The organism is Pontibacter sp. JAM-7, assembly GCF_048548695.2.
Classification (GTDB): Bacteria; Pseudomonadota; Gammaproteobacteria; order Pseudomonadales; family Balneatricaceae; genus Neptuniibacter.
In genome coordinates this window covers 39,537-60,935 of the sequence record NZ_JBLYIF020000007.1, presented here as the reverse complement: position 1 = coordinate 60,935, position 21,399 = coordinate 39,537, and the positions used below count along the sequence as shown (strand labels likewise).

The following is a 21,399-nucleotide window of genomic DNA, read 5'->3' as shown; positions in this document are numbered from 1 at the left end:
TGCTCTTAGGTGGTGGGGTGGCGAAAAGCTGTGTCTCTCAGTGTGTCATTCAAGCATAGCTCCTTGCCGGAGTGAAGGTCGTATTAGGCAACAGTCTGATGATTGAAAGTGAGCGGGCATAAAAAGCCGCCCGCGAGGCCAAAGCTGGACATGCTGCGTATCATCGGGCGTAGGCAGTGGCAGTAAACTGTCAGGCTAGCAGGGACCTGGCAGTCAGTAGGCCGCTGCCCGGCATCACGGTTTGCCCGGGCATACATGTGGCTCCGGCCTCTCATGTCGTTGGGTAGCCCATGCACAACAACGCCGCACACGCGTTGATTTAGAGGGGTGACTACCGCCAACATGTGGACGGAAGGGCAGGTGCCTTGTTGCAAGGACTAACCCTGCCGGGGTTGCGAAACAATCTCCTTTACAGCACTGCGGACCTTATGGTGCTTGCCTGCAGTTTGCTTTGGGGGTGTAAGGTACATGGGTTGATCAAGAAATAGACGGTGATCCATCTCGGTGAGTGCCTCACTAATCAGCGGCCTGAATTCCATTTGCTGCAGGATGTCGCGTTCAAGATCAACGCCGGGGGCTATTTCAGTGAGCATCAGACCATCAGTGGTCAGTTTGAAAACCGCGCGTTCTGTAATAAAAGTGACGCGCTGCCCCTGAGTCATGGCGTAACTGCCATTAAAGGTGATCTGTTGCACCTGGAGCTTAAATTTTTTCATGCCCCCGTTTTTTTCAATTTTCAGGCTGCCGTTGCTGATTTTTAATAGCTGGCTGCCCGAGGTGAAAGTGCCGAGAAAATACAGTTCTTGGGTGTTTTGGCTGATGTTGATAAAGCCACCGGCACCGGCCAGTTTGCTGCCAAAACGGCTAACATTGACATGGCCTTCGGGGCAGGTTTCTGCCAGCCCCAAAAATGCCTGGTCCAGGCCGCCGCCATCGTAAAAATCGAACTGTGCCGGTTGGTCGATAATGGATTCAGGGTTGCTGACAGCGCCAAAACTCAGTCCGCTGGCGGGCTGACCACCAATCCCGCCTGGCTCAACGGTCAGAGTGAACTCCTGCAAGCGGTGTTCCTCGGCGGCGACCTTTGCCACCATCTCCGGCATGCCGATGCCCAGATTAACAACAGCATCGGACTTTAGCTCTAGCAGGGCGCGGCGGCCGATTATTTTGCGGGCATCCAACGTGATCGATTGTTGGTTGGTTATGACTTGGCGAATTTCGCTGGTGTAAGCCGGATTGTAGTCTTCAGCGAAGGTTTGTGGATGGTCAACCGGTTCTGCGATAACAACATGGTCGACCAGAATGCCGGGAATGCGGATTCGGTCGGCTGGTAGGCTGTGTTGCTCGGTAACACGCTCTACCTGCACAAAGACTTTTCCTCCGCTATTATGCACCGCTTGCGCAATAGATAATGCTTCCAGCGGCAGGGCTTCACGCTCCATGGAGATATTGCCTTTGCTGTCGGCAGTGGTGCCACGTAACAAGGCCACCTGCAGTGGCATTGCCGGGTAGAAAAGATATTCTTTGCCTGCAATCTGCATCAGTTGTACCAATGGCTGCTGTGTCGTCTCGTTAATGCAGCCGCCTTCGATTCTTGGGTCGACAAAAGTATGCAGGCCGACGTGGGTCAGGGTGCCGGGTTTGCCTGCGGCAATATCGCGAAACATATGACAGATCACTCCCTGCGGCAGATTATAAGCTTCAATTTTATTGCTGATCGCTAGTTCACCTAGCTTGGGTGCCAGGCCCCAGTGGCCACCAATTACACGCTTAACCATGCCAGCGTGACCGAAGTGATTTAAGCCCCGGGTTTTGGCGTCGCCCTGTCCCGCGGCATATAGCAGCGTGAGATTGTTGGGTGTGCCTTGGTCCAGAAAACGCTGTTCTATGGCGTTGGCTAATGTTTCGGCAAACCCTATGCCTATAAAGCCTCCGGTGGCCAAGGTCACGTTATTCGGAATCAGTGCTGCAGCCTCGGCCGCGCTGATAAATTTTGCTGACATCTAGAGTACCTGTAGGCATGGTTTTTTTATTTTGGCATTTTCATGTATTGCAAACGGAAGGCCAGGATTCTTTTCTTACCATAAAATCAATTAGTTAGGTTTTTTGGTAAGGCTGTTAATGAAATGAGGTGTCTTACTTTCTAGACGGCCTGATAGACAGTGTCTATTTTTCTATACGACTTGGGCGGCAGCTTTTCAGGCGTTGATACAGTGTGGCACGGGAGATGCCCAGCATTTCGGCGGCTGCGGTTTTATTGCCTTGGCAGCGGCGTATGGCGTTGTGCAGTGCTCGGCACTCGGCTTGTTCACGGCTGGTACGCAGGCTGGCATCTGGCGCGGGGCCAATTTCAGGCAGATCATCGAAAGCGCCCAGGTCAGCAGCAGAGATCGTCGGACCCTCGGCCAGTACACAGCCGCGTTCGAGTCGGTTATGCAGTTCGCGAATATTGCCAGGCCAGGGGTATTGTTGCAGCCAGGTTATAGCTTCTTCCGACAGGGCGGGGGCTGGTAGTTGTGATTCGCGCTGGATCTTCTGCAGGATATGTTTGCACAGAAGCGGAATGTCACTGGTGCGGTGGCGTAGCGGCGGCAGCTTAATGGGCAGAACATTTAAACGGTAATAAAGGTCCGCTCTGAAAGTGCCGGCATCGACCATTTTTTTCAGGTCAGTCGAGGTGGCAGCAATGACCCTGACATCAACAGATTCAAGCCGGTTAGAGCCCAATGCTTCAACTTCACGCTCCTGCAGGACACGCAGTAGTTTTGCTTGCATCGGCAAAGGCATATCGGCAATTTCATCTAAAAATAAGGTGCCACCATGGGCAAGTTGTATCTTGCCTTTGCGGCTTTTGCGATCAGCACCGGTGTAGGCGCCAGGAGCAGTACCAAAAAGCTCTGCTTCTACTAATGACTCTGGTAGCGCTGCCATATTAATGCCGACAAAGGGGCCCTGGTGACGCGGGGAGGCATGATGAATACCCTGTGCCAGTAGTTCTTTACCAGTGCCGGTTTCACCTAGTAACAGTAGGGTGGTGTCTAATTGCGCGGCGCGTAATGCCTGGCGTCGTATCTGGATGATAGCGTCTGACTCGCCCAGCATATCTTCAAGGGCGTAACGGCTGGGGCGAATGATTTTTTCGTTTTCCAGTTTCTGCTGTAAACGGGCAAACTTGGCAAATAAAGGCTGTAAACTGTCGATATCATCGTAAAAAACAAAGCCAATCGCACCAATGATTTGCTGCTTTGAATTGCGAATGGGTAGTCGGGTGACGACGCACCAGCGACCGTTAATCTGCATCAAGTCAACAAAGCTGGGTTTGCCGCTTTGGACGATGCGTGGCAATTGGGTGGTAGGCAGAATCTCTTCTACCGGGATGCCGGTATAGTCGGTATCCGGATCAAGGCCGATCAGTTCACGATACGCCTGACTTAACCAGATAATACGACTGGACTCATCAACCGCAATAGAGACCTGACATAGCTGGGTGAGCAAATCAAAAAGTTTGTCGTGTTGGCGTAAGTTAGCTAAAGAGTCCATAACCGGCAGTTACTGGCTGTTGGTCTTTTTAACCTACGCCTCTCCGGGGGTAGTGCCAAGTGGTTTTTGCGATGTGTCTTATATGTCTTGGGTCTGGTGATAGGCTTTTATGCTGCGACCGCTGTGTTTAAGTTTACTGGATTGTTGCTGCAGCTGTTGCCGGGCCTGAATAAAGAGCGCAAGTAAGGTTTGGTGGTCTTGTTGCAGTTGCGAAATTTGCGGGCCTAGTTGGTCAATATCAGCCGCCGTTAGTGCGTCAAAGGGCAGGGCGCGGATCGCCTGATCCTGTTGTTGAACCAGTTTTTCCAATTCCGGCAGCAGATTCTCGTCCTGCTGCCGGATGGTAGAGATGATCGCCTGCTGGAGTGTGGTGATTAATCGATACTGCTCCAGCCAGCGGGCTTGTGCAGTGGACGTGTCAGGCATCAGGGGCGCGAGTATTATGGTGTTCCTGTGGGATCTGCTCCCAGCCGTTTTTAATATCAATCAATAGCTTAGCGACTTCATTCAGCTGATCAATGGAAGAGTGGGTGTTCGCTTTCATCAACGTTTCGTACATATAGGTGTAGAGTCGATCCAGGTTCTGCGAAACTTCATTATTATCTAAATCAGTCAGCGAAGCCTGTAAGCCGCCAATGATGCTGATGGCTTTACCGATGCTGTTTCCTTTCAGTTCGATGTTGTTGTTATCAATTGCGCCTTTGGCAGTTGCAATGCGTTCCAGTGCGCCATTAAGCAGCATTAAAATCTGCTGGTGCGGTGTGGCGTGGGCCAGGGCGGAATTAAGGCCGACTGACTTGTATTGATTAAGTGCTTTGTTGGGGTTCATAAGAGGGCCTTAAGTTAGTCTTTCTTGCTATAGGAGCCGGGCAGTGTCGCCAAGGTCGACTCCAGCCAGTTACCGGTTTGGTTGAGGCTATATACCAAGGCATCCATCGCATTGAATTGGGATAATAAACGCGCTTCCAGTTTAGACATACGGAAGCCGAGTTGCTCGCGTTGTTCGTTTATAGCTTCAAGTTTGCTATTGATCGAGTCGGTTCTACCGTCAAAGCTGCCATCCGATACAAGGTAATTTTTTATCAGTGTGTCAACGGCAACGGCAATACCCTGGGTCTCATCAGAAAACAGCGTTGTGATCGCGCTGTAGTCGTTATTCAAGGCGCCCGTCAATTTGGCATTATCAACTTTCAGCGTGCCATCGCTTTGCGTGGTAATGCCAATGGCGGATAAGGACGTATATTCTGAGTCGGGATTGTCGATTGCCCCGGTGAGCGCGTTGCGTAGCTGGCGCTCCAGGCTGTTGATCAGCGAATCGCCGAACAGAACGGCTGCGGTCTGGCTATCTGCGCTATAAGCGGTCTGCTCATTGACCAAATTAATCAGCTCGTTGTAACCCTCAACCAATGTGTCGATTTGGGTTTTAATCTGGGTATTAAATTGGTTGATTTCGAGGGTGATCGGGCTCCCCGGATTGGGCTCCTTCAGGGAGATAGTGGCATCTGGGATAACATCTGTGACGGTATTGGTAGCACTGTACATCAGCTGGCCGTCGACCATAAATTCAGCGTCTGCGGCTGCAGTCACCTGGTCGTAGAAGCCGGCCACATCACCATTCACATCCGGCGTGGCGGTGCCAGTGTTGTAATCATAAATATCCAGATCACCACTGGTGGTGGTGCCGGTAATGGTTAACTGGCTATCTGCGCCGGTATCATCGGTGGTGAAAACTAACCGTTCGTTGCCATTGACGTTGAGTATGGTGGCGGAGACACCGATGTTGTCTGACGCGTTGTTAATGGCGTCACGGACGTCTTGAATAGTGGCGTTGTTGTCGGTGTCGAGTGTGACTGTAAAGCTGCCACTGGCATTGGCAAATTCTAAAGTGCCTTCGCTGACAACATAATCCTGTTGGGTCACCAATTTTTGCGCGCTGGCAAGGCTGTTGATTTCTAGACTATAGCTGCCTGTTGCGGCGTTATTATCAGCGCTGATAGATGCAGTGGCAATGTCAGAGGATTTACCAGTACGATTGCTAAAGGATTCCGCATCCTTGAGCTCGCCCAGCTTGCTCTGGAACTCTGATAATGCGCTTTTGAGTAAGCCAATAGCGGATAGCTCCGCCTGAAGATTGGCCTCTTTAGTGGCAAGGCGTGAAGTCGTAGGCTGGCTTTCGGCCTGAATGAGTCCGGCCACCAGGTTGTTAATATCAATGCCGGAGCCAAGGCCTGTTGAAGAAATACCTGCCATAGTGAGTCACCTCTAACACTGTTGCGCGAGGTTAAGCTTTCTCGCTGAACAGCAGATTTTGCATTTGTTCAATATGTTGCGTGATTTTCAGGAAATCCTCGCTAGGGATTTGCCGGATCAGTTCATCATTGGACTTATCTATCACGCGAATCACGGTTTGGCCAGCTTCATCGTCAACCGAGAAGTTCAGGGTGCGTTGAAATTTACCCATAAAATCGTTGATCGCGGCCACAGCTTGCTGAATCGTCTCTGTGGTCTCTTGGGTAATTTCTTTGACTGCCTCAGTATCTACTTTTACGGGCTCTCTGTCAGGTGCTTGAGCTTTACGCGATTCCTGAGCAGGCTGTTGCGGTTGAGCGGGTTTTAGAGATGCCTGGCTGGAAACCGCTTGTATTTCACTGGACATCGTTTTACTCCTTGCTGACAAAAAAGGGCGGGCAAAGCCCGCCCTCTATTCGTCAAGCTGCTGTATTACTGTAGCAGAGACAGAACGCTCTGTGGCAGAGTGTTGGCCTGAGCCAGCATCGCAGTACCCGCCTGCTGCAGGATCTGGTTACGGGTCAGGTTCGCAGTTTCTGCGGCGAAGTCTGCATCCTGAATCCGAGACCGTGCAGCTGATACGTTTTCAGAAATGTTGCTGAGGTTGGAAATGGTCGCTTCCAGACGATTCTGCAGCGCACCAAGGTCTGCTCGGTTGGCATCGATAAAGGCAATTGCACCATCAATGACAGAGATAGCATCCTGAGCGCCGGTCGCTGTGGAAACATCGACGTTATCGATAGTTTCCAGAGTAGATGCGGTTGCTCCGAAGATTTCACCTGGAACTGCAGTTGCTACAGCAGCAACAGTAAAGGAATCTGTAGAGTTCAGTTCCACTGTGCCCATGGTAAATGTTGTGCCTGCAGTAGCGTCTACTGTAGCGGCCGCAGCTGTTCCATCGATTACCGAGTCAACAGTAAAGGTTGCTGCACCGTTTACAACCTGAGTTGTATTGATGTCCAGGCCTTCAGAAGATACTACGCGAACCAGGCCGGTTTCAGCGTTGATTGAAGCACTCAGTCCTGTGCTGCCGCTATCAGCGTTGATAGTGTCAACCAGCTCCTGAGCGTTGGTTACACCTGTCAGGTCAGTGGTGCCGCTGCTGGTGGTAATGGTGCCGGCAGTAATTGCTGCAGCAAAGTCAGAAGCAATCTGAATTTCTGTATTGGCGTTGGCGGTTACACCGGTAGAAGAAGACAGGGCATTGATGGCTGATGCGACATCGCTGGCTTCATCCGTGGCGGCAACAGCAAATACACCTACCTGACCACTGGATGAATTGGTCACGCTTAGTGTGCCTGCGGTCAGACCAATTGCAGCATTGCTGGTGGTGCCTGCAGCAGAGCCTGCGCCAGTTACGCTCTGGCCACCAATTGCGTCAGCAGATACGTTCTGCAGGGAGATGGCGATGGTTTCGTTTGCCTGAGAGCCCACCTGCAGTGCTTTGGAGCCAAAGCTGCCGTCCAGCAGTTTCAGACCACCGAATGCAGAGGTATCAGAGATACGAGTCAACTCAGACTGCAGTGCAGATACTTCTTTTTGCAGCGCTGCACGGTCAGAGGAAGAGTTGGAACCGTTAGCAGACTGCAGGGCCAGTTCACGCATACGCTGCAGGATATTGGTGGATTCCTGAAGTGCGCCTTCTGCCGTCTGGGCGATGGAGATACCATCGTTGGCGTTACGAACCGCAACATTCAAACCGCGGATCTGTGAAGTCTGACGGTTGGTGATTGCCAAGCCAGCAGCATCATCTTTCGCGCTGTTGATGCGCAGGCCAGATGACAAACGCTGCAGTGAAGTCTGTAGGTCGCCCTCAGAGCGCATCAGGTTACGCTGAGCGTTAAGAGAGGCAATGTTAGTATTGATGACAGCCATTTTCTTATCTCCTTAACCTGGTCGGATCTTTGCACCCTGACCGGTTTTTTGACAGGTGGGTTACTCTAAGCAACCCGTTGTATGTTGTTTCGCGTAATGTTTCGCGTAAAACAGTTAACGGCGTGGCCAATCGATACTTTAGAAATAATTAGGTCAGCTTAGCTTGACTCAGATAAACGATTGTTTTAATGCTGGCAACTTTCTGATTTTTAAGAATTCTTTTTTGGTGTTTCTGGGGTTAACTTTTTGTGAATACGGGGCTTTGATGCTAAATGCCAAAAAATTGGCGCAAAAGTCACTGTATTGCTTGCCTGCTTGACTCTTCCTGTTAATATGTCAAAAAAATGGCATTTGGCATGGTTTCATGAAAGAAGCACGCATAAGTATCGTATTGGTAGAGGATGACCCGCAGCAGGCGAGTAACCTGCAGGCGGCGTTTTCTTTCCTTGGTTACCGGCTTGATGTCATTGGTTCGGCATCCTTTATTGCGCCGGATGCTGAGCCTGACTGGCCAGTGCTCGTGCTGATTGGCTCTGTAGTGGATCAGCTTGGAACACTGGATAAAGTCAGACTGTGGTCTGCACGGGCGCCCTGTTCATTGTTTTGTCTACTTGCTTCTGTCATTTCTCAGGATGCTGCCGTCAGGGTTTCAGGCATCCAGCAGACCGACAACCTCAGAATATTAACCTCTCCGTTAACTGAAGCTGTCTTGCTTGACCTGCTGCATGAGTCACAAATATTGCAGCGATTGCATCAGGATAATATTGAAAATGGCATTTTCCCGTTACTGATTGGCGGCAGCGATGCGATGCTGCAACTGAAGAAGATGATGGCCCGTGTGGCGGATCGGGATGTCAATGTATTGATTACTGGAGAGTCCGGTACTGGCAAAGAACTGGTGGCCAGAAGTCTGCATGAAAACTCACGCAGAGCGACAGGTCCTTTTGTGCCGGTGAACTGCGGGGCTATTCCGGAAGAGTTATTGGAAAGCGAGCTGTTTGGCCACGAGAAGGGGGCGTTTACCGGTGCGGTACACAGCCGACCAGGCCGGTTTGAAATGGCGGATGGCGGCACCCTGTTTCTGGATGAAATCGGCGATATGCCACTGGCAATGCAGGTGAAATTGTTGCGAGTGCTGCAGGAACGCAGTTTTGAGCGGGTGGGTGGGCATAAAACCATCGCTGTGAATGTCCGGATTATTGCGGCCACGCACAAAGATTTAGAGCAGATGATTCCTGCAGGTCAGTTTCGGGAGGATCTGTATTACCGGATCAATGTTTATCCGGTAGAAACGCCACCGTTACGTGACCGTACAGATGACATTGAGCTGCTGGTAAAGAATTTGGCGGAGCGCGCTAACGAGCAGGGGTTGGGTTTGGTTAGGTTACATCCCGCTACCGTAGAGTCGTTAAAGCAACATGACTGGCCGGGTAATGTGCGTGAACTCGCGAATTTGATTGAGCGGCTTTCTATTATGTATCCGGATGAAGTGGTGGGGGTGTCTGAACTGCCGGCACGTTTCAGATATACAGCTGAACCGAACCCTGAGCGTTATGAAGCAGCCGCGGAGCGTTCAGCAGAATCAACCTCGCAACTGTTGCCGACGGAGGGTATGGATCTGAAGGCGTACCTTGAGGCCATTGAGCAATCATTGATAGCCCAGGCGTTGGAACAGAATGAAGGGGTGGTGGCGCGTGCTGCGGAGCAGCTCCAGATTCGCCGTACTACGCTGGTAGAAAAAATGCGTAAGTTTGGCCTGCAGCGGAAATAGTTATGAGTGATATTTCAGAACTGGAGCAACTGCGTCAGCACATCAACGCATTGCAGGACGAGTTATCGGAAACCCGGTCACAGCTGGCCCGCGAAACTCAGAAACGCCAGGATGTCGGTTCTGAAAATGCGGGGCTGTTGGATCGTATGGCGCATCTGCTTAGCCTGTTACCGGCCGGCGTTATTTTGCTCAATGGTCGTGGTCAGGTAAGTGAAGCAAACCCCGCAGCAGAAAATTTATTAGGCCTGCCGTTAAAAGGTGAGGCTTGGGTGAGCATTATACAGCGCAGCTTTGCACCGCGGGGTGATGATGGTCATGAGGTGTCGCTAAAGGATGGACGCAGGGTAAGCCTACAGACACGTGCCATGGATCATGGGCCTGGACAGTTGATATTGCTGACCGATCAGACCGAGACCCGTTTGTTGCAGGGGCGCTTGGCACATTATCAGCGTCTGTCTGAGATGGGACGCATGGTGGCATCGCTGGCGCACCAGATACGTACCCCTCTCTCTGCCGCCCTGCTTTATATCGATCATCTCAACCGACCGGATCTGGCCATCGCGCAGCGGCAAAAATTTGCGGGCAAGATTAAATCTCGCCTGGTGAATTTGGAACAGCAGGTTCGGGATATGCTGATTTTTGCTCGCGGTGAAATGCGGTTGGATGATCAGCTAACATCTGAAGCGTTGTTGGAAGCGCTAGAGGATCAGTTGGATTTGCCGCTGGTGAATTACGATGCTGACTGTGATTGTATTAATGAAGCACCTGAGCTGGCAGTGCAGTGCAATCAGGAGGCATTGCTGGGCGTTTGTATGAATCTGGTGGAGAATGCACTGCAAGCCTGTGGCCAGGGCAGTGAACTGCAGATCAGGTTGACACAGCAAGATAGCATGTTGCGGCTGGATATTATGGATCAGGGTCCGGGCATGGATGAAAATACGCTCAAACAGGCACTGCAGCCGTTCTTTACCACCAAGTCGCATGGTACTGGGTTAGGTCTTGCTGTTGCTCAGGTTGTTGCGCATGCCCATCATGGGCGATTTGAATTGCATTCCGTGCTGGGTTCCGGAACTACGGCCAGCTTACTGCTACCCTGCCTGGATCAAACAACCCAGTCATCCCCATAATAAGAGGTTAGAAATGTCGCAACGGATACTGATAGTTGAAGATGATCACCAGCTGCGTGAAGCGCTGTGTGACACCCTCGAACTGGCGGGTTTTGCGTATCTGGAAGCGGCGGATGCCGAAGTGGCTCTCTCTCTATTGCAACAGGAAGCGGTTAATATGGTCGTGAGTGATGTCAATATGCCGGGGATGGACGGACATCAGTTGCTGGCCCAGATTCGTCAGCACTATCCGGGACTGCCGGTGGTGCTAATCACTGCATTTGGGCAGGTTAGCCGTGCGGTGGACGCGATCCGTGCCGGAGCGGTTGATTACCTGATGAAGCCGTTTGATTCCGACACGTTGATCAGAACTGTTAAACGATTTGCCGGTGGCGAAATTAATGAGCAGGCGGCAGAAGAGCCGGTGGCGGAAGAGCAGAGCAGTCAGCAACTGTTGCAACTGGCACGCCGGGTCGCCGCCAGTGATTCAACGGTACTGATATCCGGCGAGTCGGGCACTGGTAAAGAGGTATTGGCACAATACATTCATCAACACTCTGCCCGCGCCAAGCAGCCTTTTATTGCCATTAACTGTGCGGCCATTCCGGAAAATATGCTGGAAGCGACCCTGTTTGGTCACGAAAAAGGGGCCTTTACCGGGGCTTATGCCAGTGTGCCGGGTAAATTTGAGCAGGCCAACGGCGGCACGTTGCTGCTGGATGAGATTTCAGAAATGGACCTGGGTCTGCAAGCTAAATTGTTGCGGGTATTGCAGGAAAATGAGGTCGAGCGGGTCGGTGGCCGTAAAACTATTACGTTGGATGTCAGGGTGCTGGCAACAACAAACCGGCAGTTGGAACAGTATGTCGAAGCGGGGCGTTTCCGAGAAGACCTGTATTACCGGCTGAATGTGTTTCCTCTGCAATGGCGGCCGCTACGCGAGCGTTCTGCCGATGTTGTTCCGCTGGCGGAGCGGTTGTTTCGCAAACATTGTCAGAAAATGCGCCGTCCTCATGTGGTGTTATCCGCAGAGGTTAAGTTGGCGCTGCAGCAGCATGCATGGCCCGGAAATGTTCGGGAACTTGATAATGTGGTGCAGCGTGCTCTGATTCTGCAGCCGGGAACTGAGGTCGGCTCAGCGGATCTGATGTTGCAACCCGGGGAGCTGCCAAATGGCCTTGTTGATAGCACTGAAGTCGTCGTTCCCAGCCCGAATGAAGATAACGGTATTTTGGGTGCGGGTGTGCGCCAGCATGAATATCAGTTGATAATTGAGGCGTTGCAGGCAACGCGTGGCAGTCGCAAAGACGCTGCAGAAAAACTCGGTATCAGCCCGCGCACATTGCGCTACAAGCTCGCTAAAATGCGGGAAGAAGGGATATCAGTGGAAAAGATTAAAGGGATCTGATTATATCTTGTCGGGACTAAGGTCTAACAGCGGATATACCAATGTCTAATTCAGGCGTTTGTAGGCCGTTCTGTATAACCTTAGTTCGTAAAATTAACTCCACCCCTGCTGCTTTACAATAATTACATCAAATCGACAGACAGGGCATTGAGCTAACTACAACAACTAAGCTAAGGGCATCACGATGAGTGAAAAGGTATATCCAGTTAATCCGGAGTTTGCGGCAAAGGCCCATATCGACAACGCCAAGTATCAGGCAATGTATGAGCAGTCGATAAACGATCCGGATACTTTCTGGGGTGAGGCAGGTAAACGTCTGGAATGGTTCAAGCCTTACACCAAAGTAAAAAACACTTCATTTGATCCACATAACGTTGACATCCGTTGGTATGAGGACGGCACTCTCAACGTTGCTTACAACTGTCTTGACCGTCATCTGGAAACCCGTGGTGACCAGGTTGCTATCATTTGGGAAGGTGACGACCCAAGTGAAGATGAAAAAATTACCTACCGTGAACTACACGAGCGAGTATGCCGTTTTGCTAACGCGCTGAAAGCGCAGGGCGTACAGAAAGGTGACGTGGTTACCCTGTATTTGCCAATGATCTCTGAAGCTGCTGTTGCCATGCTGGCATGTGCACGTATCGGTGCGGTTCACTCTATTGTCTTCGGTGGTTTCTCTCCTGAAGCTCTGGCTGCGCGTATCGAAGGTGCTAACTCTAAAGTCGTTGTGACGTCTAACTACTCGCTGCGTGGCGGTAAAGTTGTGCCGCTGAAAGCCAACGTCGATAAAGCGCTGAACCAGCCTGGCGCCGCCGCGTGCATCGAAAGCGTGATTGTTGTGAAGCGTGTTGATCAGGATGTTGCCTGGGATGACTCGCGTGACAAGTGGTATGAAGAGCTGTGCGCAGAAGCGTCTACTGATTGTCCTGCAGAAGAGATGAACGCCGAAGATCCACTGTTCATCCTGTACACTTCCGGTTCTACCGGTGCGCCTAAGGGCCTGAAGCACACTACTGGTGGTTATCTGGTATATGCCTCCATGACTCATGAGTATGTGTTTGACTACCATGAGGGAGACATCTACTGGTGTACAGCTGACGTTGGCTGGGTGACCGGTCACAGCTACATCGTATATGGCCCGCTGGCTAACGGTGCTACCACTCTGATGTTCGAAGGTGTGCCTAGCTATCCGGATAACAGCCGTTTTGGCCGCGTTATCGAAAAACATAAAGTAAACCAGTTCTACACTGCACCGACTGCAATCCGTGCGCTGATGCAGCAAGGTGAAGATGTACTGGGTGATTCTGATCTGTCTACCCTGAAGCTGCTGGGTTCTGTGGGTGAGCCAATCAACCCTGAAGCTTGGGAGTGGTACAACCGCATTATGGGTAAAGGCAAATGCCCAATTGTTGATACCTGGTGGCAGACTGAAACCGGCGGCATCATGATTGTACCTCTGGCGGGTGCGACAGACGCCAAGCCGGGTTCTGCTTCCCGTCCGTTCTTTGGTGTGCAGCCTGCACTGCTGGATGCCGATGGTAAAGCGGTTGAAGGTGCTGGTGAAGGTAACCTGGTTATCACCGATGCCTGGCCTTCCATCGCGCGTTCTATCTGGGGTGACCACGAACGTTATATTCAGACCTACTTCTCCACCTACAAGGGTGTATACACCACCGGTGACGGCGCTCGTCGTGATGAAGACGGTTACTACTGGATTACTGGTCGTGTGGATGACGTTATCAACGTATCCGGTCACCGTATGGGTACTGCCGAAGTTGAGTCTGCGCTGGTAGCTCACCCTGCAGTTGCTGAAGCGGCGGTAGTAGGTTATCCGCATGACCTGAAAGGTCAGGGTATCTACGTATATGTGACCCTGCAGTCTGGTTTTGAGCAGTCTGATGAGCTGATGAAAGAACTGCGTACCCATGTACGTACTGAAATCGGCCCAATTGCTTCTCCGGATCTGATCCAGTTCTCGCCAGGCATGCCTAAAACGCGTTCTGGTAAGATCATGCGCCGTATTCTGCGTAAGATCGCTGAAGATGATTTCGGTGCTCTGGGTGATACATCCACCCTGGCTGACCCATCTGTGGTGGATGATCTGATCGAAAACCGCATGAATCGCAAAGGCTAAAACGCCTAAGCAGTAAAAAACTCCCATCGAATAGAATAAAAACCTTCTATTCGGTGGGAGTTTTTTTGTTTACGGTATATGATTAATGGAGATGAACCGCCGTAGAGCGGATCTCTGCTGGCTGACAGGGGGAGAGTAGAGCACATGCAGTTAGCCCAAAAAATCATCATTGCTGATGACCATCCGCTGTTTCGAGCAGCACTCAAGCAGGCCGTTTCGCAAGCTGTGCCTGGTGTTCAAATGATTGAAGCCGATTCTTTGGCTGCCGTACAAGAGGCTGTCGACCAGCACTCCGATGCAGATCTTATTCTGTTGGATATCCATATGCCCGGCACTAATGGTTTCTCTGGACTGATCTTCTTGCGAGGTCAAAGTCCCGGCATTCCGGTGGTTGTGGTGTCAGGCAGTGAGCAAACCCACGTCATGCAACGGGCGATGGATTATGGTGCGTCTGGTTTTATTCCCAAGTCAGCGCCACTGGAAACCATTTCCGAAGCGATTGTCACTGTGCTTGAGGGTGAAGAGTGGCTGCCTCAAGAGCTATCTGACCAGCCGGTCGATGTCAGTGAGGAAGATCACAAGTTTGCGTTGGCATTAGCGTCTCTGACTCCACAGCAGTTCCGGGTACTTACCATGCTGACGGAAGGGCTGTTGAATAAGCAGATTGCTTATGAACTGAATGTCTCCGAAGCTACCATTAAAGCTCATGTGACAGCCATCCTGCGTAAGCTTGGTGTGCACAGCCGGACCCAGGCAGTTATTGCTGCTCAGCGGTTAGGTGTTGAGCCTCCTCGCACCGAGATGCAATAAAGTCGTTATCAAATCAACCGGCTAAGTCAGCCGGTTTCTGTCACTCGTGTCTGACTCAACAGTTTGCTGATCATCGCTCGGAGGGCGGCGGGTTTGACCGGTTTTGTCAGCAGTAGTGCACCACAGGCCTCTACTTCTTGTTTGACTTCGTCTGTTCGGTCAGCCGTGATTACAATGGCCGGTATTTCGTGTTGCCAGTGTTTGGCCAGTGCATTAAGGGTCATCACACCTGTTTCTGTTTCTGATAGATGGTAATCGGCCAAAATGATATCTGGTGGCGCTGCCAGTGTATGGGGTAGATTCAGGGCCGCCTGCATGGATGCCGCAGTGCTGACTTCGCAAGACCAGCCCTGCAGCAGAGCTGACATGCCCTGCAAGATTTTAGTCTCGTTATCGATCACCAGTATATGTATCCCGTTGAGGCCTTTGCTGCGAATCCAGCCACGTTGTTCTGGTTTTGGTTTGCTGGCTTTTGCCGGGTCTCCCAAGGGCACTTCAATGCTGAATACTGTGCCTTTACCGGGCCAGGAACGGACATTGAGTTTGTGTTTCAGTATCCGTGCGATACGCTCGGTAATGGCGAGTCCCAGACCTAGTCCTTTTACTTCAGAGTGTTTCGGGTTGTCGATTCGGCGAAACTCTTCAAAAACTTCCTGTAGTTTATTCTCTGGGATGCCAACGCCGGTGTCCCATACTTCCAGGCGCAGCTGACCTTTCAGTAAACGGCAGCCCAGTAAAATGCGGCCGTGCTGGGTATAACGGACCGAGTTGGAGAGAAAGTTTTGCAGTACCCGACGCAACAGCTGCTGATCTGAGCGGATCACCTGATGGCTGGTGACACTGCGGAAGTTTAGGAATTTTTTCGCTGCCAGTGCTTTGTAGTCCTGACTGAGACCATTTAGCAGCTCGCTCAAACAGAAATCTGTGATGTTTGGCTCTAGTGCGCCGGCATCGAGCTTGGATATATCCAGTAGCGCAGTGATAAGTTCTTCTGCTGCTTTGAGTGAGCCATCCAAGTTGTCTACCAGTTCCTGTGTTTCTCCACTGTGACTTTGCTGCGCCAGAGCAGCAGCGAATAAGCGTGCGGCATTCAATGGCTGTAAAAGGTCATGGCTGGCCGCGGCTAAAAAGCGGGTTTTACCCAGGTTGGCATCATCAGCATCGCCCTTAGCCTGTCGCAGTTCATCCTCCATAAGCGAGCGAATGGTGTTCTCTTTGCGTAGCTCTTTGTTGACCACAGACAGGGCGTGGGTACGTTCTCGAACCCGCTGCTCAAGCGTTTCGTTGGTTTCCTGCAGTGCGAGCTCAGCTTGGCGGCGTTCGGTTATGTCCTGATACAGCGTGAAATAGCCAAGCACATCACCGTATTCGCCGATATGCGGGATATAGGTGACTTCGACATAACGCATGCTGCCGTCAGGTTTGAATAGTTTGGTTTCAAAGCGCTGGCGTTTGCCTTCCAGCGCTGCGGTAATAAACGGGCTACGGTAGGCATATTGTTCAGCCGGCAATATCTGGTTGCAGGGTTTGCCTATAATCTGATGCCGTTCCATGCCAAAGGCATTGGCATATGCGCGATTGACAAACAGGTAGCGCCGTTCAGGATCCAAGTAAGCGATCAGTACCGGCACATTGTCGGTGTAGATACGAATGTTCTGCTCGCTTTCGCGCAGTGCTTCGGCAATATCTTTGTGCTCAGTGATATCCATATAGGTATTGACGTAACCGCCGTTAGGTAGCGGGTTGCCGCGTACTTCCAGGACGGTGCCGTCAGGCCGAAAACGTTCGTAACTATGCCGTTTGCCGGACTTGAGCAGTTGCAGTCGTTTACGTACCTGCTCGTCCGGACTGCCCGGGCCATATTCCCCCTTAATGGCGTTATAGCGGAAAACTTCTTCGATCGGTCGGCCCACACAAACCAGTCCGTCCGGGTAGTTGAAGATGTCGATATAGACCCGGTTCCAGGCAACCAGTCGCATCTGCTGATCTACCACGCTGATGCCCAGACTGATATTTTCGATAGTGGATTGCAGCAGTGAACGGTTGAAGCGCAATGCTTCGGAGGCTTCATCGACAATGCTAACCACATCACCTAGTTGCATATCCTTGCCGCGCAGGGTGGAGGCCAGCACGATACGGGAAGAGGAAGAGCCGATGACGCCAGCCAGCAGGCGTTCACAGAACTGCACCAGTTCCGGGGTAGCCTTGTCGCCAGACAACGGTGGTTCTTCACCCCGCTGCAGGAAAAATCCGGTCAGGGAGTGCTGAGTGCGGCTGATGCCGAGAAAGCGTTCAGTCAGTAGCTGTAGGTCGCCAACAGTTACCTGGCCATACTGCTGTGGTGTTTCCAGCAGGCTGTTGTTGTAGATGTCGACAAACGCGCTGGCCTGCATGCGATCTTCAAGGCGCAGGTTTGAGCGGCGTGATATCAGAATATACAGCGCGGTATTTACCGATAGGCTCCAGAATACGCCATGTGCCAGCGCGTCAAAACCGGATAAACCAAAGAGTGCAGTTGGCTGTAGCCAGTCGATGCCAAAGATGCCGCTACCTAAAAATTGTGGGCCGATCAGGCCAGCTTCACTGAAGGCTGGTAATACGAGAGTATAAAGCCACAGGGCAAAGCCCCCGGCAAGGCCTGCAAATACGCCATACCGAGACCCGCCTTTCCAATAGATGCCGCCTATGATGGCGGGCAGGAACTGGGTGGTGGCAACAAACGCCAGCCAGCCCAGGGAGGCCAGTGGAAATTGCTCACCCAGTATGCGGTAGTAGAAATAAGCCAGTAGCATCAGGCCAAGAATGGTGATGCGGCGAACCTTCAGCAGCAGGGCGCCAAGGTCTTGATTGCCATTAAGGTGTAGCCAAGAGATGCGCAGTAGTAGCGGCATAATAATGTCGTTGCAGACCATAATGGCCAGGGCAATACTGGCCACGATCACCATGCTGGTGGAAGCGGATAGACCGCCAATAAAAGCAAAGGTTGCCAGTTCGTTCGCGCCTAGGCTAAGTGGCAGCATCAAGACATAGGTGTCCGCATCAATACCGCTACCATCCAGTTGTTGCATGCCAGCGACAGCAATCGGCAGCACAAACATCGCCAGGACAATCAAGTAGAGGGGGAATAACCAGCGGGCGACTTTCAGGTGGCTGGAGTTGGTGTTTTCAACGATCATCACATGGAACTGGCGCGGCAGGCAGATGATGGCGGCGCAGGCCAGCAAGGACTGGGTGAAGAAACTCTCTTGTAGCATGCCGCTGTATTGTAGGTTGGTGCTAAGTTGGTGGCTGACCTCTAGCAGGGTGTCCTCCACGCCATCAAATACCTGAAACACAGCGAATAAGCCGACCGCGATGAACGCAGTCAGTTTGATGATCGACTCAAATGCAACAGCGAGCACCAAGCCCTGGTGGTGCTCTGTCGCATCAATATGGCGAGTACCAAACAGGATGGCGAACACGGCCATCAGTAGCGCCACAAACAGAGCGGTGTCGCTGCCTTTACTGAGGGCAGCATCAGTTGCGGGGGTCAGGGCATTAAAACTGATTGCTACGGCTTTGAGTTGCAGTGCCAGATAGGGCAGGGTGCCGATGACCGCAATGACTGTCACTAATACGGCTAGGGCTTGGCTTTTGCCATAGCGAGACGCAATAAAGTCGGCAATGCTGGTGATGTTCTGCTGTTTGCTGATCAGAATCATTTTTTCCAGCAGGTGCCAGCCAAAGATAAAAACTAATACTGGACCAAGGTACGTGGCCAGAAACTCCCAGCCATGCGTAGTGGCTCGGCCAACCGCACCGTAAAAGGTCCAGGACGAACAATACACCGCTAATGACAGGGAATAGATAATAGGGGAGCTGATGATGCGGTTATGCTGTTGCGCTCGATTATCACCGTAATAGGCGATCGCAAACAGTAGTCCCAGGTAGGTCAGGGAGATCAGAATAATTGACCAGCCGGAAAGCATAGAATCCACCTGTCAGCAGTGCGCTGGGCATGGCCAGCATCAAAATAATAATGTCCAAAGACGGCTAAGTGTACCTGTTTTGCAGGCGCTACTTTGAGTTTTACGGCAGGAAGGTATCCGAGCACAAGGGCTTTAGACTTATGTATAGCTTGTCGGCGGCTGGGCGGCCCTCTAATGTCACACATTCAGGCCGCATTAGCGTGGTGCTGAGAGTAGGCCAGGGCAGGCCGTTATCATCCATTAGTCGTTGAATCGACTAAAGTTGTGCTTTGTTTGATCAATGCCTTTGATAATCTCTGCGTGTCTTCTCTAAATTCATCTAAGTTAGATAAAAAAAATAAGGATGGTGTCATGTCAATTAGTAATGAACAGGCGCAAGCCTATTGGCGCGAAAATCTGCGCATCATTATGACTCACCTCGTGATCTGGTTCGCAGTCTCCTATGGCTGTGCAATCTTGTTTGTGGAACAGCTTAATGAGATCCCGTTCTTCGGTTTCCCACTGGGTTTCTGGTTTGGCCAGCAGGGTTCCATCTTCGTTTTCGTCATCTTGATCTGGACCTATGTGTACAGCATGAACAAGCTTGACGAGAAGTATGACGTTCACGAATAACAATAAAAGTTCTGATAGGACGGCATTGCTATGAGTCTTGATGCATTAACATTTTTGTTTGTCGGTGGTTCTTTTGCACTCTATATCGGTATTGCGATATGGGCGCGTGCTGGATCCACTAAAGAATTCTACGTTGCTGGCGGTGGTGTGCCGCCGATTGCCAACGGTATGGCGACTGCTGCTGACTGGATGTCTGCTGCATCGTTTATCTCCCTTGCGGGCCTGGTGTCTTTCATCGGCCGCGACGGTTCTGCTTACCTGATGGGCTGGACCGGTGGTTACGTGCTTCTGGCACTGCTGCTGGCGCCTTACCTGCGTAAGTTCGGTAAGTTCACTGTGCCTGATTTTATCGGTGACCGTTACTACTCCCAGACTGCACGTACCATCGCGGTTGTCTGTACTATCGTTATCTCCTTCACCTATGTGGCAGGTCAGATGCGTGGTGTAGGTATCGTGTTCTCTCGTTATCTGCACGTTGATATCAACACCGGTGTCATCATCGGTATGGCGATTGTATTCTTCTACGCCGTACTGGGTGGCATGAAAGGTATTACCTACACTCAGGTAGCTCAGTACTGCGTACTGATTCTGGCATTCACCGTACCTGCTCTGTTCCTGTCTGCGCAGGTTACCGGTCACATCTTGCCGCAAATTGGTCTGGGTGCGACGTTGGACAACGGTATGTCTGTTCTGGCGACGCTGGATCAGTTGTCAATGGACCTGGGTTTTGCCCAATACACGGCCGGTAAGAAATCCACGCTGGATATCTTCTGCCTGACCGTTGCACTGATGTGCGGTACTGCGGGTCTGCCACACGTTATCGTACGTTTCTTCACTGTGCCTCGTGTTAAAGATGCGCGTATCTCTGCTGGCTATGCGCTGGTGTTCATTGCGCTGCTGTACACCGCGGTTCCAGGTGTTGCTGGTTTTGGTCGTGTAAACCTGATCCAGACCCTGAACGGTACAGATAACTCAGGTACTGCTTACGCTGAAATGCCTGCCTGGTTTAAAAACTGGGAAAACACCGGTCTGCTGGCATGGCAGGACCGTAACGGTGATGGCAGAGTACAGTATTCTGCTGGTGCGGCATTCGCCGGCAAGCCTAGCTTCATCGACGGTCGTGGTGAGAATGATGAGCGTCTGACTGACAACGCTATCTCTGATCCAGGTTTCGATGCGTCTAAACAGCCATTTGCCAACGAAGTCTATGTTGATCGTGACATCATGGTACTGGCTAACCCGGACATCGCACAGCTGCCAAACTGGGTAATCGCCCTGGTTGCTGCAGGTGCGGTTGCTGCGGCATTGTCGACGGCGGCGGGTCTGCTGCTGGTAATCTCCACGGCGATCGCGCATGACTTGATGAAGAAAACCATTAATCCGAATATCAGTGAGAAGCAGGAGCTGCTGTATGCCCGTCTTGCGGCGATCGTTGCGATCTGTATTGCGGGTTACTTCGGTATAAATCCGCCAGGGTTTGTGGCTCAGGTAGTGGCGTTGGCGTTCGGTCTGGCATGTGCCTCCGTATTCCCAGCTATTATCCTGGGTATCTTCTGGAAGCGTCATAACTCTGCGGGTGCAATCGCTGGTATGTTGGTAGGTCTGGTTTCAACTATGGCTTACATGTACTACTTCGCCTTCGCCGGTGGTACGCCTGCCGAGTACTTCATGGGTATCTCTCCAGGTGGCTTCGGTACTGTGGGTGCAGTTCTGCACATCGTTGTTGGTGCTGTGGTTTCCATGGCAACAGCTGAACCACCACAGGAAATCCAGGATATCGTAGAAGATCTGCGTATCCCACGTGGTGCTGGTGAAGCACACAGTCACTAAGTATGTAGCTAGTCTATAGCCTGACAAGGGCGCCCAGCATAGGTTGGTGCGCC

The 21,399-nt window shown here is 51.6% G+C and carries 15 protein-coding genes; 7 read left to right on the top strand and 8 right to left on the bottom strand.

The features are described from left to right. Positions 1-377 precede the first annotated feature (377 nt). The 7 genes from ACFVYJ_RS10625 to ACFVYJ_RS10595 form a co-directional block, all read right to left on the bottom strand. Complete coding sequence (locus tag ACFVYJ_RS10625; protein WP_419415002.1) at positions 378-2,003, bottom strand: acyl CoA:acetate/3-ketoacid CoA transferase; 1,626 nt, start codon at positions 2,001-2,003, stop codon at positions 378-380. A 163-nt stretch (positions 2,004-2,166) separates the two neighbouring features. Continuing rightward, positions 2,167-3,540: a sigma-54 interaction domain-containing protein gene (locus tag ACFVYJ_RS10620; RefSeq protein WP_419415003.1), complete on the bottom strand. Its 1,374-nt coding sequence runs from the start codon at positions 3,538-3,540 to the stop codon at positions 2,167-2,169. A 78-nt stretch (positions 3,541-3,618) separates the two neighbouring features. Beyond that, a complete protein-coding gene (locus tag ACFVYJ_RS10615) occupies positions 3,619-3,966 on the bottom strand; it encodes a hypothetical protein (protein ID WP_419415004.1) in 348 nt (115 codons plus the stop codon). Then, positions 3,959-4,369, bottom strand: coding sequence for a flagellar export chaperone FliS (fliS, locus tag ACFVYJ_RS10610; protein WP_419415005.1), 411 nt, complete (start codon positions 4,367-4,369; stop codon positions 3,959-3,961). Before fliS ends, ACFVYJ_RS10615 begins: the two co-directional genes overlap by 8 nt. 14 nt (positions 4,370-4,383) lie before the next feature. Next, a complete protein-coding gene (fliD, locus tag ACFVYJ_RS10605) occupies positions 4,384-5,790 on the bottom strand; it encodes a flagellar filament capping protein FliD (RefSeq protein ID WP_419415006.1) in 1,407 nt (468 codons plus the stop codon). A gap of 31 nt (positions 5,791-5,821) precedes the next feature. Further along, positions 5,822-6,196, bottom strand: a complete 375-nt coding sequence (locus tag ACFVYJ_RS10600) for a flagellar protein FlaG (RefSeq protein WP_419415007.1) — start codon at positions 6,194-6,196, stop codon at positions 5,822-5,824. Between the two features lie 65 nt (positions 6,197-6,261). Further along, complete coding sequence (locus ACFVYJ_RS10595; protein WP_419415008.1) at positions 6,262-7,704, bottom strand: flagellin; 1,443 nt, start codon at positions 7,702-7,704, stop codon at positions 6,262-6,264. Positions 7,705-8,068: 364 nt separating this feature from the next. On the opposite strand from ACFVYJ_RS10595, the gene ACFVYJ_RS10590 reads away from it, so the two are divergent. From ACFVYJ_RS10590 to ACFVYJ_RS10570, 5 genes are all read left to right on the top strand, one after another. Next, positions 8,069-9,475, top strand: coding sequence for a sigma-54 dependent transcriptional regulator (locus ACFVYJ_RS10590; RefSeq protein ID WP_419415009.1), 1,407 nt, complete (start codon positions 8,069-8,071; stop codon positions 9,473-9,475). Positions 9,476-9,477: 2 nt separating this feature from the next. Beyond that, positions 9,478-10,602, top strand: a complete 1,125-nt coding sequence (locus ACFVYJ_RS10585; RefSeq protein WP_419415010.1) for a sensor histidine kinase — start codon at positions 9,478-9,480, stop codon at positions 10,600-10,602. Between the two features lie 13 nt (positions 10,603-10,615). Continuing rightward, entirely contained in the window at positions 10,616-11,989 is a 1,374-nt protein-coding gene (locus tag ACFVYJ_RS10580) for a sigma-54-dependent transcriptional regulator (protein ID WP_419415011.1), read from the top strand. A 184-nt stretch (positions 11,990-12,173) separates the two neighbouring features. After that, on the top strand, positions 12,174-14,126 hold the full coding sequence (gene acs, locus ACFVYJ_RS10575; protein WP_419415012.1) for an acetate--CoA ligase: 1,953 nt from the start codon (positions 12,174-12,176) through the stop codon (positions 14,124-14,126). Positions 14,127-14,270: 144 nt separating this feature from the next. Next, positions 14,271-14,936: a response regulator gene (locus ACFVYJ_RS10570; RefSeq protein WP_419415013.1), complete on the top strand. Its 666-nt coding sequence runs from the start codon at positions 14,271-14,273 to the stop codon at positions 14,934-14,936. Positions 14,937-14,962: 26 nt separating this feature from the next. Here the strand turns inward: ACFVYJ_RS10570 and ACFVYJ_RS10565 are convergent, their stop codons facing one another. After that, a complete protein-coding gene (locus tag ACFVYJ_RS10565) occupies positions 14,963-18,904 on the bottom strand; it encodes a NahK/ErcS family hybrid sensor histidine kinase/response regulator (RefSeq protein ID WP_419415014.1) in 3,942 nt (1,313 codons plus the stop codon). 351 nt (positions 18,905-19,255) lie between these two features. Here ACFVYJ_RS10565 and ACFVYJ_RS10560 point away from each other — a divergent pair, with 351 nt between their 5' ends. Both ACFVYJ_RS10560 and ACFVYJ_RS10555 read left to right on the top strand, forming a co-directional pair. After that, a complete protein-coding gene (locus ACFVYJ_RS10560) occupies positions 19,256-19,516 on the top strand; it encodes a DUF4212 domain-containing protein (RefSeq protein WP_419415015.1) in 261 nt (86 codons plus the stop codon). A gap of 30 nt (positions 19,517-19,546) precedes the next feature. After that, positions 19,547-21,346: a sodium:solute symporter family protein gene (locus ACFVYJ_RS10555; protein ID WP_419415016.1), complete on the top strand. Its 1,800-nt coding sequence runs from the start codon at positions 19,547-19,549 to the stop codon at positions 21,344-21,346. The last annotated feature ends 53 nt before the right edge of the window (positions 21,347-21,399 follow it).